Consider the following 14,761-nt stretch of genomic DNA (forward strand, 5'->3'; position numbering starts at 1 on the left):
CGCTGCCCGACCAACGGACAGCGCCCTTTGCGCCTTAGAGCCCCTCCAACTCCGCCATCAAATCACTCAACCGATCCACCTTCTCGGCACTGATTTCATTGGCGGCCAACCCGTGGATATACGCGGCCAACTCCGCCACCGTGCTGCACTCGAACATCGCCCGCAGCGGCACATCGCGCTGCAACGTTTTCTGCACCCGCGAAGCGATCTGCGTAGCCAGCAGCGAGTGCCCACCCAGTTCGAAGAAATTGTCCTGCACCCCTACCCGCTCGACTTTCAGCACTTCGGCCCAGATAGCCGTCAACGTGGCTTCCAGTTCAGTGCGCGGCGCCACATAGTCCTGGCTGTGCAACTGGCCGATCTCCAGGGCCGGCAGGGCCTTGCGGTCGAGTTTGCCGTTGGCATTCAGGGGCAGGCGATCAAGCCATAGCCAATGCAGCGGCACCATGTATTCGGGCAGTTCGGCACGCAGGCGTTGCTTGATGCGCTCCAAGTGTTCGCTCGGGTCCAGCGTGGCGTCGGCAGCCACCAGGTAGCCAACCAGATGTTTGCCATTGACGCCCTTTTGCACACCCACCGCCGCGTCGCGCACCTGCGGTTGCTCGTGCAGGCGCGCTTCGATTTCACCGAGTTCGATGCGGTAGCCGCGAATCTTCACCTGGTGGTCAATACGACCGACATACTCCAGCACACCATCGCTGCGACGCCGCGCCAGGTCGCCGGTACGGTAGAGGCGCTCGCCGGGCGCGCCAAAGGGGTTGGGTACAAACACCTGGGCGGTGCGCAGCGGATCGCTGACGTAGCCGCGACCGACACCGGTGCCGGCGACGCACAATTCGCCGACAGCTCCTTGTGGCACCAACTCCAAGGCGCCATCGAGCAGGTACAAACGGTTGTTGTCGGTCGGCGTACCAATCGGCAGGTAAGTGCCACGGGTCGAGGCCAGGTCGACGCGGAAGAACGCCACATCATCCGAGCACTCCGCCGGGCCATAAGCGTTAACCAGACCAATCTGCGGATAGCGCAGTAACCACTGGTGCGCCAGTTCCGGAGGCATTGCCTCACCCGTCGGCAACATCCAGCGCAAACCATCCAGGCCGATACGCTCCTGGGCCAACATGCCCTGGATCAGCGACGGCACACTCTCCAGCACAGTGATGCCCTGTGCTTGAACGTGCGCCAGCAACCCCTGCGGATCATGAGCAATGGTGTTCGGCACAATATCTACCCGCGCACCAAACAGCGGCGCGGCGAGGAACTGCCAGACGGAAATATCAAAGCTTTGCGAAGCGGTCTGGGCGATCACATCCGCGTCGCTCAGACCCAGATACGGCACCTTGCTCAACTGGTTGTTGAGCATCCCGCGCTGTTCAACCATCACGCCCTTGGGCAAGCCGGTGGAGCCCGAGGTATAGATCACGTAGGCGAGGTTGTCCGGGCCGCTATAGAAGCCTGGGTTTTCGCCACGGGCAGGGATTTCCTCCCACACCAGCAGTTGGCAATCGACCCCTTCGAGCAGTTCGATGGCCTGTTCCCGGCACGCCTCGGTGCACACCAGCAAGGGCGTGCGGCTCAGGTCGATGATGCGGCTCAGGCGCGGACCCGGCAGCCCCGGATCCAGCGGCAGGTAGCCGGCACCGGCCTTGAAACTGCCGATGATCATGCCCAGCAGGTCCAACCCACGTTCAGCCAGCAACGCCACCGGTTGGTCCAGGCCCACACCCGCCGCAATCAGCGCGTGGCCCAGGCCATTGCTGCGGCGGTTCAGCTCGTCATAGCTCCATTGCTGGTCGAGGCAACTGGCGGCGATACGCTGCGGATGTTGCGCCACCTGTTGCTCGAACAACTCGATGTAGCTGCGCTCCAGCGGGTAGGCATGTGCGCTCTGGTTACAGCCTTCCACCAGGAATTCACGTTCCTGCTCGCCAATCAGCGGCAAATCAGCCATGTCGCCATGGAAGCCTTGCACCAGCGCCAGCAGCAGGCGCTTGAACTCACTGAGCATGCCTTGCACGGTGCTTTCGTCGAAGTAGCGCTGATCGTAGGACAGGTGCAAACCAAGGTCATCCCCTGGATAACACACGGCAGTCAGCGGGAAGTTGGTGTGGGTGCGCCCGGAATCGGACGTGGCATTCAGGCTTTGCGCACGGTCCAGCACCGAGACTTCCACCGGGGCGTTTTCGAACACAAACAGGCTGTCGAACAACGGCTGGCCCTTGGGCAATTCGCTGTGCTCCTGGATGGTCACCAGCGGCAGGTATTCGTACTCGCGCAGCTGCATATTGCTGTCGAGCAAGGCGCTCAACCACTGGCGCACGCTGCAAGGCTGGCCGTCCTCGGGCAGTTTCACCCGCAGTGCGATGCTGTTGATAAACAGGCCGACGGTACGTTGCATCTCAGGCATCTCTACCGGGCGCCCGGCCACCGTGACACCGAACAACACATCGCGATCGCCACTCAAGCGACGCAGCACCAATGCCCATGCCGCCTGGGCAAAGGTGTTGACGGTGAGCTGGTGCGCCTGCGCCAGTTCACGCAGTTGCGCACCGTCACGGGCATCGAGGCGGGTATAGCAGTCGCCCACCACCATGCCGCCGCTGCCGCCGGCATGTTCGCGCAGGAACGGGCGATCGCTCGGGATCGGCGTGGTGCGTTCGAAGCCTTGCAGGTTTTGTTGCCACCACTGGCGCGCTTCATTGAGGTTCTGGCGTTGCAGCCAGGCGATGTAGTCGCGGTAGCGCGGCGGCGTCGCCAGTTGCGCGTCGCGACCCTCGCCCAGGGCCATGTAGATATCGAAGAAATCATTCATCAACAGCGAACGGCACCATGCATCGATGAGGATGTGGTGGTTGCTCATCATGAACCAGTAACGTGCCTCCCCCACGCGGATCAGGCGCAAGTGGAACGGGGCCTGGTTGAGCAGATCGAATCCTGCTTCACGCTCGGCCTTGAGCAACGCTTGCAGGCGCGGTTCCTGCTCATCCTGCGGGTCGGCGCTCCAGTCCAGGTATTCAATCGGCGTGCTGCCGGGCTTGTGGATCACTTGCAGCATGTCTTCGCCGACGTTCCAGCAGAACGAGGCGCGCAAGGCTTCATGGCGGGCGATCACCGCTTGCCAGGCCTGGGCGAAACGCTCGGGGTCCAGGGCGCTGTTGATGCGGTAACGGTCCTGCATGTAATACAGGCCGGTGCCCGGTTCCAGCAAGGTATGCAGCAACAGGCCCTCTTGCATCGGGGTGAGCGGATAGACGTCTTCGATGGCGCTGGCCGGAACCGGCAAGGCATCCAGTTGCGCCTGGGTCAGGTGCGCCAAGGGGAAATCGGACGGTGTGAGGCCTCCGGCATCGTCCTGCAGGCAATGGGCGATCAGGCTGCGCAGTTCGGCCAGGTAGGCGTCGGCCAGATTGCGGATGGTGTGCGCATCGTGGCGCTCACGGCTGAAGGTCCAGCGCAGCACCAGCTCACCGCCGTAGACCTGGCTGTCGACACTCAGCTCATTGGGCAGCGGTGCGTCCGGATCATGGGCCAGGCCGGCGGACTCATCCAGCGGGTGGAACAGCGCCTCGGCGCCAAAGCTCTGGTCGAACTGACCGAGGTAGTTGAAGGTGATGTCGGCGCCTGGCAATGCCGCCATGCTGCGTTTGCACAGGTCGTCCGCCAGGTAGCGCAGCACGCCGTAGCCCAAGCCCTTGTGCGGCACGCCGCGCAGTTGCTCCTTGATCGCCTTGATCGAGGCGCCCTGCTCGGCCAGCGGGGTCAGACGCAACGGGTAGGCGCTGGTGAACCAACCGACGCTGCGCGTCAGGTCGATCTCATCGAACAACGGTTCGCGGCCGTGGCCTTCCAGCTGAATCAAAGCCGAGTCGTGGCCGCTCCAGCGGCACAGCACGCGGGCCAGGGCCGTCAACAACAAGTCGTTGACCTGGGTGCGGTAGGCGCTCGGCGCTTGCTGCAACAGTTGGCGCGTGGTCTCTGCGTCCAGGCGCACGCTGACCGTCTCGGCGTCACGATTGCGCAAGCTGCCTTGCGCGCGTGCCACCGGCAGTGTCACGGCCGGGCCGGCCAACTGGTCCTGCCACAGGCTTAACTCTTCGCGCAGGGATTCGCTGCCGGCGTACGCCTGCAAACGCGCGGCCCAATCGCGCAACGCGCTGGTCTTGGCCGGCAGGCTGACAGACTGGCCGTCACTGAGTTGGCGATAAACGTTTTGCAGATCCTCCAGCAATACACGCCACGACACGCCATCGACCACCAGGTGATGGATCGCGATCAGCAAGCGCTGCTGGCCCTGCGGCCCTTCCACCAGCAACGCACGCAACAGCGGCCCGTGCTCAAGGTCGAGGCTGCGCTGGGTATCGGTGAACAGCGCGGTGCATTGCTCCATGTCGCGCACCTGCGCCTGCATCAGCACGCCGCCTTCCGGCACGGCCAGGTGTTCGGCATGCCACTGCGCGTCGCGCCGGGTGAAGCTCAGGCGCAGCGCGTCGTGATGTTCCAGCACCGCCAGCAACGCTTGCTCCAGGCGATGGGGGTCGAGCAGTTGCAATGGCTTGAGCACCAGCGCCTGGTTCCAGTGCTGGCGCGCCGTAATATCGGTGTCGAAGAACCAATGCTGGATCGGCGTAAGCCCAGAGCTGCCGGTCAATACACCTTGCTCAGCGGTGACCTGCTGCGAACGGGTGGCGACAGCGGCCAGGGTTTGCACGGTCTGGTGCTGGAACAGGTCACGAGGGCTGAAATGGATCCCGGCCTGGCGCGCCCGGCTGACCACCTGGATCGACAGGATCGAGTCACCGCCCAGCTCAAAGAAGTTATCGTCGAGGCCGACTTGCTGCACATTCAACACCGCGCACCAGATGGCGGCCAGGCTGTGTTCCAGCGCATTGCGTGGCGCTACGTAGTGTTGGCGATTGGCCTCAGGGTCCGGCTCAGGCAAGGCGCGGCGGTCGAGCTTGCCGTTGGCGGTCAGCGGCATACTGTCCAGCACGATCAAATGCGCAGGCACCATGTAGTCCGGCAGTTGCGCCTTGAGGTGCGCCTTCAGCGCCTCGCGCAAGGCGACAGGCTCGGCATCGCTGACCAGGTACGCCACCAGTTGCTTGCCGCTCGGTGCATCCAGGGCCAGCACTACCGCTTCGCGCACGGCGGCATGTTCGAGCAAGCGCGTTTCAATCTCGCCCAACTCGATACGGAAACCGCGAATCTTCACCTGGTGGTCGATACGCCCCAGGTATTCCACCAGGCCATCGGCGCGTTGACGCACCAGGTCGCCGGTGCGGTACAGGCGCCCGCCCTTGGCGGCAAACGGATCAGCGACAAACCGCTCCGCCGTCATCCCTGGCCGGCGGTGGTAGCCCTGGGCCAGGCCGGCACCGCCGATATACAACTCACCACTGGCGCCTTGGGGCACCAGCGCCAGGTCGGCGTCGAGAATGTAGGCCACGCGCTCACCGATGATGCTGCCAATCGGCACGCTGCCGGCGCCCTCCTCCAACTGCTGCGGCGCCAGGCTGGCCAGCGGCATCACCACGGTTTCGGTGGGGCCATAGGCGTTGAAGAACACCTCAGGCATGAACGCCGCACGAATACGTTGCAGGTGCTCGCCGGTCAAGGCTTCGCCACCGGTGATGCACATGCGCACCGGCAAGGTCTGCTGCCGGGTCGCCAGCCACTGCGCCAACTGGCTGCCATAGCTGGGGGTAAAGCCAAGGACATTGATGCGATGGGTACGAATCAGCGCGCAGATTTCTTCGGCATCCCACTGGCCCTGGGCGCGCAATACCACGTGGGCACCGCTGAGCAGCGGCACCAGCAAACGCTCGGTGGCGGCGTCGAAGTTGATCGAATAAAAGTGCAGCTCGCAGTCATCCGGACGCATACCGAACCGTTCGATCACCGCCTGACAATGCATGGCGATTTCACCGTGGGACACCACCACGCCCTTGGGCTTGCCAGTGGAGCCGGAGGTATAGATCAGGTACGCCTGGTGTTGCGCCAGGCTCACAAACGGCAGCGCATCGGCAGGGTAATTCTCCAGCACCGGCAGGTCGTCTTCCAGGCACCAGCACGCCACGGTCGTCGGTAATTCGCCGAGGGCTTCGAACATCGCCGCATCGCTGAGCAGCAGGCCGATGTCGCTGTCCTCGATCATGTAATGCAGGCGGTCCAACGGGTATTCCGGGTCCAGCGGCACATAGGCGCCACCGGCCTTGAGGATCGCCAGCAGGCCGATGACCATTTCCAGCGAGCGCGGCAGTGCCAGGCCGACCCGTACCTGCGGGCCCACCCCGCGCTCGCGCAGCATCCAGGCCAGGCGGTTGGCGCGGGCGTCCAGCTCAGCATAAGTGAGCGTCACACCGGCAAAGGTCAGCGCTGGGGCATCGGCACGCTGGCTGGCTTGATGGCTGAACAGCTGATGGATGCATTGGTCGAGGCGATGCTCGCCCTTCTCAACCCCGAGGCTGTCCTTCAATGCGCGCTGTTCATCTGCGCTCAGCAACGGCAATTCGCTGAGACGCTGCTGCGGGTTGGCGATCAAGGCGTGCAACAGGTTGCGCCAATGTTCGGCCATGCGCGCAATGCGCGGTTCATCAAACAGGTCGGTGCTGTAGGTCAGGCAGCAACCCAGGCGATGGTCGAGGTCGGTGACTTCCAGGTTAAGGTCGAACTTGGTCGCCCGCGCATCGTTGGCCAGGTACTCGACGGTCATGCCCGCCAGTTGGCGGCTCTGCTGGAACTCCCAGCGCTGCACGTTGCACATCACCTGGAACAGTGGGTTATACGCGGCACTTCGCGCCGGTTGCAGGGCTTCCACCAGATGATCGAACGGCAGGTCCTGGTGAGACTGGCCCTCGATCACCGTATGACGGACTTGCTCGAACAGCTGGGCGACACTCATCTGCCCATCGAGCTGGCAACGCAGCACCTGGGTGTTGAGGAACGCGCCGATCAGCCCTTCGCTTTCCGGACGAATGCGGTTGGCGACCGGCGCGCCGATGCGCAGGTCGGTCTGGCCGCTGTAGCGGTAGAGCAACACGGCCAGGGTGGCGGTCATGGTCATGAACAGCGTGAGGCCGCGCTCGGCATTGAAGGCGCGCACGCGGGCCGCCAACTCATCGCTCAGGTCAAAGCGGTACAGCTCGCCCTGGTGGCTTTGTACCGCAGGCCGTGGGCGATCACCGGGCAGTTCCAGCAGAGGATGTTCAGTGCCCAGTTGCGCGGTCCAGTAATCCAGCTGGCGTTGGCGCTCGCCGGACTCCAGCCACTGGCGCTGCCACACGCTGTAGTCGAGGTACTGCACCGGCAGCGGCACCAGCGGCGAATCGCGTTCGTCGATAAAAGCTTCGTACAAGGCGCTGAGTTCACGGGCAAAGATGTCCATGGCCCAGCCTTCGGTGACGATATGGTGCAGGGTCAGCACCAGGTAGTGTTCCTGCTCGCCGGCCTTGACCAGGCAGGCCCGCAGCAGCGGCCCGGTTTCCAGGTTGAACGGCGTATGCGCTTCTTGATCCGCCAGTTGCTGCAAACCCAGCTGGCGTTCGGTTTCGCTCAGCGCTGAGAAGTCCTGCCAGTCCATGCGCACGCCGGTCTGCGGTGCGACGTTCTGGCACGCCACGCCGTCAACGCTCGGGAAGGTGGTACGCAGGGTTTCGTGACGCATGATCAATGCCTGCAACGCCGCCTCGAAACGTTGCACATCCAGCACGCCGCGCAGGCGCGCCATGCCGCCGACGTTGTAGGCCGGGCTGTCCGGTTCCATCTGCCAGAGGAACCACATGCGCTGCTGGGAATAGGACAACGGCACGGGCGCGCTGCGGTCGACCTTGGCGATTGCGCTTTGTTGGTTGCGCTGCCCCGCCGCCTGGATCAGCCCGACCTGCTCGGCGAAGGCACCCAATTCACTGGCTTCGAACAGGGTGCGCAACGGCAGCTCTACGTCACACGCCTGGCGGGTGCGCGAGATGATTTGCGTGGCCAGCAACGAGTGCCCGCCCAAGGCGAAGAAGTCATCGCGCAGGCCAATGCGCGGCAGGCCCAAGACCTCGCGCCAGATCGCGGCGATTTGCAGCTGCAAAGGCGTGTGCGGTTCGACGTGTTCGCGGGTTTGCCAGACCGGCTCGGGCAAGGCGCGCCGGTCGAGCTTGCCGCTGGGGCTCAGCGGCATGGCGTCCAGGCGCATCAGCAGCGCGGGCACCATGTATTCCGGCAATTGGGCGGCCAGGGCGGTTTTGACCTGTTGCTCATCCAGTTCGGTGTGGGCGGTGTAATAGCCGATCAACTGCGCGTCGCGCACCAGCACCACGGCTTGGGCGATACCGTCCTGGGCCAGCAGGCGTGCTTCGATTTCTTCCGGTTCCACCCGGAACCCACGCAGTTTGACCTGCTGGTCCAGGCGCCCGAGGTATTCAAGCACGCCATCGGCACTCCAGCGCGCCCGGTCACCGGTGCGATACAGGCGTGCGCCCGCCGCACCCAAGGGGTCCGCAACAAAGCGTTCGGCCGTCAGCCCGGCACGACCAAGATAACCACGCGCCAGGCCGATGCCGCCGATGCACAACTCGCCCGGCACCCCGGCCGGCAGCGGGTTAAGCTGCTCGTCGAGCACGTGGCAGATCACATTGCCCAACGGCCGACCAATCGGCGAGCGCTCACCATCAGTGGCGGAGCAATGCCAATGGGTGACGTTGATTGCGGTTTCGGTCGGGCCATAACGGTTGTGCAACTGCACTGCCGGCAACTGCGCCAACACGCGGTTGCGCAACTCGGCGGGCAAGGCTTCGCCGCCGGAGAACATACGGCGCAGGCTGGTGCATTCGGCTGCCAGCGGTTCATCGATAAACAGCTGTAACAACGGTGGCACAAAGTGCAGCGTGGTCACGCCATGTTCCTGCACCAACTGCGCGATGCGGTGCGGGTCGCGGTGTTCACCCGGCCCCGCGAGCACCAGGCGGCAACCGGTGATCAGCGGCCAGAAACACTCCCACACCGACACGTCGAAACTGATCGGCGCCTTTTGCATCAGTACATCGGTTTCATTCAATTGATAGGTGGCCTGCATCCACTGCAAACGTTCTGCCAGCGCGCCATGGGTGTTGCCCACGCCCTTGGGTTGGCCGGTGGAACCGGAGGTATAAATCACGTAGGCAAGGTTGTCGCCATGCAGGTGCAAGCCCGGTGCCTGGGTTGGCCAGCTGTCGAGGTGCAGGCTGTCCATGGCGATCACGCACACGCCTTCGGCAGTCGGCAACTGCTCCAGCAACGCGGTTTGGGTCAGCAGCAGGTGTACGCCACTGTCCTTGAGCATGTAGGCCAGGCGCTCGGCAGGGTAATCCGGATCGAGCGGCACGTAGGCGCCACCGGCCTTGATGATGGCCAGCAGGCCGATCAGCAGTTGCGGCGAACGCTCGGCGGCGATGGCCACACACACGTCCGGGCCGACGCCTTTGTCGCGCAGGTAGTGAGCCAGGCGGTTGGCCTGGGTATGCAGTTGGGCGCTGGTCAGGCTGCCGTGCTGCCAGACCAGCGCAGTGGCGTCCGAATTCTGTTGGCTGAGCAACTCAGGCAACCACTGCCGGGCCGGCTCGCAGGGCGCTTCGCCCCAGGGTTGCTGCTGGCCGGGCGACATCAACGGCAGGTCGCCGATGGCCTGTTGCGGTTGCTCGCAGACCGCTTGCAACACGCTGACGTAGTGCTCGGCCAGGCGCTGGATAGTCGCGCTTTCGAACAGCTCATCGGCGTAGTCGAACGACAGGCTGAAGCGCCCGTTGTGATCTTCCTCGCTATGCAGTTGCAGGTCGAACTTGGCTTCGCGGCTGTGCCATGGCAGTTCATCAGCCAACAGCCCCGGCAAGCGGCGCAAGGCACTCAGGTCACGTTGCTGGTGGTTGAACATCACCTGGAACAGGCCCTGTTCACGGGCCTGGGGGAAGGCTTCCAGCAATTGTTCGAAGGGCAAGTCCTGATGGGCCTGGGCCCCCAACGCACTGTGGCGGGTGGCGGCCAGCAGTTGGTCGAACGGCAGGCGCCCGTCCAGCTCGGCACGCAGTACCAGGGTGTTGATAAAGAAACCGATCAGGCCCTGGGTTTCCTGGCGCGGGCGGTTGGCATTGGGCACGCCGATGCGAATATCGCGCTGGCCGCTGTAGCGATGAAGCAAGGTCTGGAACGCCGCCAGCAACAGCATGAACGGGGTCGACTCATGAGCCTGAGCGGTTTGGCGAATCGCGGCGCTGAGGCGTGTATCCAGACGCAGACTGTGGCGCGAGGCGCTGTGCCGATGCTGGGCCGAACGCGGATGATCGGTGGCCAGGTTCAAGGCCGGATGCTCCTCACCCAACTGCGCCGTCCAGTACGCCAACTGGCGCGAGCCTTCGCCTTCGGCCAGCCATTGGCGCTGCCAGCTGCCGTAGTCGGCGTAGTGCAGGGCCAGCGGCAGCAGCTCAAGGGGCTGGCCCTGGACGGCAGCGGCGTACAGGCGCGAGAACTCGTCGATCAGGATATTCAGCGACCAGCCGTCGGCGATGATGTGGTGCAGCGTCACCAGCAGTTGGTGGTCTTCATCGTCCAGGCGCACCAGGGTAACCCACAGCAGCGGGCCTTTCTCCAGGTCGAACTGGGTACGCGCTTCATCTTCGCGAATCTGCTGCGCACGCGCTTGGCGCTCGGCAGCGGGCAAGTCACTGAGGTCGATGACTTGCAGCGCAAAATCCGTCGCGGCCTCGACACGCTGAAAGCCCTGACCCTCGCGCTCGTAAAAACGCGTACGCAGGGCTTCGTGGCGTTGGATCAGTTGCTGGAAGCTTGCGCGCAACGCCTCTTCATCCAGCTCGCCACGCAGGTGCAAGGCGCCGGGAATGGTGTAGGCGCTGCTGTGCGGGTCCAACTGCCAGGTGATCCACAGGCGGTTCTGTGCCAGCGACTGGGGCAGCTCTTCCTGGCGCGACAACGCGTGAATCACGCCCTGGGCAACGCCGCCGTCCTGTTGCAATTGCGCCACGCCCGCCGCAAAGGCAGACAGCGTCGGTGCTTCGAACAGCAGGCGCAGGTTCAGTTCCAGGCCCAGGGTTTCACGCAGGCGGGCGACCACTTGGGTGGCGCTGATGGAGTTGCCACCCAGCAGGAAGAAATGGTCATCGGCGGCCACGCTGGGCAGTTGCAGTTGCTCGCACCAGATCGCCGCGATCTGTTGTTGCACATCAGACGCCAGCGCCGCCCCGCTCGCAGCCTCTTGTACTCCGGGGAATTGCGCATAGCTATCGAGGCTGCCATCGGCGTGGCGAATCGCACAGGCTGCGCGCTGTACCTTACCGCTGGACGTCTTCGGCAGCGCACCGGGGTTAAGCAGCACCACCACGCTCGGGGCTTGCTGGCAGGACTCGGCCACCGCTTGGCGGATCGCTTTGATCAGTGCTTCTGGCGGCAGGATTTTCTGCACGCTGCGGCTGATTTCCGCAGCAATGCCGATGCCCTCCAGGCCCTGGTCATTCACGGCAAAGGCGGCGACGCGACCTTTGCGCACCACCTCCACTTCACGCTCGATGGTCTGTTCAATGTCCTGGGGGTAGAGGTTGTGGCCGCGCACGATCAGCAGGTCTTTGAGGCGACCGGTGATATACACCTCGCCGTCGCGGATGAAACCCAGGTCACCGGTGCGCAACCAGGTGCGGCCGGCGTGCTGAACGAAGGTCTTGGCGCTGGCTTCGGGGTTGCGCCAGTAACCGTGGGCGATACTCGGCCCCGTGGCCCAGAGTTCGCCGACACAGTTGTCGGCAAGCTCGGTGAGGGTATGCGGGTCGGCGATCAGCACAGCGTGGTCCGGCTGGCTGGTGCCGCAACTCATGATCGCACTGCCCTGGCCCGGTTCGGCACGGTTGGCGGCCAGCGCTTGCTCGTCCATGTGCATCGCGGGAATCCCGCAACCACGGGTGCCGCCGGCAACAAACAGGGTCGCTTCGGCCAAACCGTAGGAGGCGAAGAAGTTGTTCGGCGTGAAACCGCAGACGGCGAATTTTTCCGCGAAGCGCTCCAGGGTATCGAGGCGAATCGGCTCGGAGCCGGAATAGGCCACGCGCCAGCGGCTCAAATCCAGGCGTTCGAGGGCCGACTCGCTGACCCGCTCGCTGCACAGGCGGTAGGCGAAATCCGGACCGCCACTGATGGTGCCGCCGTATTCGCTGATCGCTTGCAGCCAACGCAACGGTCGGCCGAGAAAATAGGCCGGCGACATCAACACACAGGGCACGCCGCTGAAAATCGGTTGCAGCAAACCACCGATCAGGCCCATGTCGTGATACAGCGGCAACCAGCTGACGATCACATCATCGGGGTTGAGGTCGATACCGAAGCCACGACGGATCAGCACTTCGTTGGCCACCAGGTTGCCATGGCTGACTTGCACGCCCTTGGGCAAGGCGGTGGAGCCCGAGGTGTATTGCAGGAAGGCGATGTCGTCGGCCTGCAACCGGGGCTCGACCCAGTGCTCGGCAAGCTGCGCCTCCAGGGTGTCCACGCTCAGCACCGGCGGCGCGTTTTCAATCTGCGCCAGGTCCTCGCTGAGGCTGGCAATCGTCAACAACAGGCGCGGCTCGGCATCGCTGATGATCGACAGCAGGCGCTCCTGATGATGGCGGCGCGTGGACTCCGGCGGATACGCCGGCACCGCGATCACCCCGGCGTACAGGCACCCAAAGAACGCTGCGACGTAGTCCGGGCCGCTGGGGAACAGCAGCACCGCCCGTTCGCCCAGGCCGGCATTGGCTTGCAAGGCGGCGGCGATGGTGCGGGCGCGTTGGTCCAGGTCGCGGTAGCTGAGTACCACACTGTGCTCGGCGCTGTCGGCGAGGAAGCGCAACGCGACCTGATCCGGTGTCTGCGCAGCGCGGCGTTGAAGGGACTGGGCCAGGGTGCGGGGGAGTTCGAAGGCGTCCATCATGGGGTTCCTGCCTGAAATCGGCTTACGGGAAATTCGGGAAATCGGTGAGGTTCAGCCGGCGGCAAGTTGCCGTGCCGCGCCAATGCGCCAGCGCGCCAAGTGCTCGTCGGCATAGCGCCGCAGGCAGCGCAATACGGCGCTTTCGTGCTGTACGAGAAAGAAGTGATGGCCGTCGAACATATCCAGGGAGAAACCGCTGGCGGCGTCGAGTTGCCAGTCGAGCAACTGGTCGGCGCGTACGCTGTCCTGCTTGCCGCCAAACACATGGATTGGCAGGCCAAGCGGCTCGCGCTCGCCGTAGATGAAACTGCCGCACAGCAGAAAGTCGGCGCGCAGGATCGGCAACATCAACTGCATCAACTCGGGGCTGGCCAGGGCTTCTTCGGCAGTGCCCTGCAATTCGCGCAGGCGGGCGATGAGTTGGGCATCGGTCTTCTCGATAGCGTATTCGCTGACATCGCGCCGCGCCGGGCCAGCCGTGCCTGAAGCAAATAACGCCAGGGGCGCAGGCACATTGCGCGCGCTCAAGGCATGGGCCAACTCAAACGCCAACAGCCCACCCAGGCTGTGACCGAACAAGGCATAAGGACCGTCGAGATCACGGCTGATTTCCTCAGCCAATTGCGCCGCCAGAGCCTTGATATCGCGCTGCAACGGCTCGTCCATGCGCCTGCCGCGCCCGGGTAATTCCAGCGGGCATACCTGCAACCAATCCGGCAGGACGCGGCGCCAGCGAGCATAGACCGAGGCGCTGGCGCCTGAGTGGGGCAGGCAAAACAGACGCAGCCGGGTGGGCGTATTCATCACGCAAGCACTCCAAACCGACACATGCCCAATGCACGATAAAAACCCATCTGCTCCTCCTGCGGGTGCTGATCCTTGGCCGTTTGTTAACAAGCCTGTCACCCAGAAGAACGGACGGCCCCGACAAATAATTAGTCGCAGGCGGCGAGCGAGACGTAGTTCACACCTTCCACAAAGGCATAAGATTAGTTCGCCTTCTCATTTGACAATCATTATCATTCAGCATAATTTGTTGCCCGATGTGTAGGAGGCCTCAGCAAGGACGCCCTCCCCTAACCTCTTTTGCGACAAGGTGATTTCCATGACGGAACAAGTATCCACAGGCAGGTGCGACTCACCCCTTCTGCAGGCGTTCGTCGATAATCGACTGATATTGGTAAAGATCGCCGCACGCATTACCGGGTGCCGCTCCCGTGCCGAAGACGTGGTACAGGACGCCTACTTCCGATTGCAGTCAGCGCCGACGATCACTTCATCGTTCAAAGCCCAACTGAGTTACCTGTTCCAGATCGTGCGTAACCTGGCGATCGATCATTACCGCAAGCAGGCCCTGGAGCTCAAATACTCCGGGACCGAAGAGGAAGGCTTGAATGTGGTTATTCACGGCGCTTCACCGGAAACGTCGCACATCAATTTCAACACCCTGGAAAACATCGCCGACGCCCTGACGGAATTGCCCCAGCGCACTCGCTATGCGTTCGAGATGTACCGCCTGCATGGCGTGCCGCAAAAGGATATCGCCAAGGAGTTGGGGGTTTCGCCGACATTGGTGAACTTCATGATTCGCGATGCGCTGGTGCATTGCCGCAAGGTGTCGGGCAGCCACAGCGATACGTTTGCACGCAGGGTTTGAGCGCGGCGGGCCCATGCTGCGGGAGCAGAGGCGTGATGCTGGTACCGATGAGCATGGGTATCCACACAACTCGTGTAGCCGCAACCAACCGTAACCACAATGCGAAGCGAGCCGCTCGTGATCTTGATCTTGATCTGCTTTTGATCTCAGGCGCCCCGTCAAACCACGCTGGC

Annotated in this window: 3 protein-coding genes; 1 reads left to right on the top strand and 2 read right to left on the bottom strand. The window is 63.5% G+C overall.

What is annotated here, in order from left to right:
* Positions 1-34: 34 nt before the first annotated feature.
* Positions 35-12,931 carry a non-ribosomal peptide synthetase gene (locus E4O98_RS13650; protein ID WP_248135506.1) on the bottom strand — a complete coding sequence of 4,299 codons (12,897 nt, stop codon included), beginning with the start codon at positions 12,929-12,931 and terminating at the stop codon, positions 35-37.
* 51 nt (positions 12,932-12,982) lie between these two features.
* A complete protein-coding gene (locus E4O98_RS13655; RefSeq protein ID WP_005789988.1) occupies positions 12,983-13,735 on the bottom strand; it encodes an alpha/beta fold hydrolase in 753 nt (250 codons plus the stop codon).
* Between the two features lie 301 nt (positions 13,736-14,036).
* Between E4O98_RS13655 and E4O98_RS13660 the strand changes: the two genes are divergently transcribed.
* On the top strand, positions 14,037-14,588 hold the full coding sequence (locus E4O98_RS13660; RefSeq protein WP_005789991.1) for an RNA polymerase factor sigma-70: 552 nt from the start codon (positions 14,037-14,039) through the stop codon (positions 14,586-14,588).
* Positions 14,589-14,761: the final 173 nt, after the last annotated feature.

Source organism: Pseudomonas sp. W2Jun17 (assembly GCF_023127795.1).
GTDB lineage: Bacteria > Pseudomonadota > Gammaproteobacteria > Pseudomonadales > Pseudomonadaceae > Aquipseudomonas > Aquipseudomonas synxantha_A.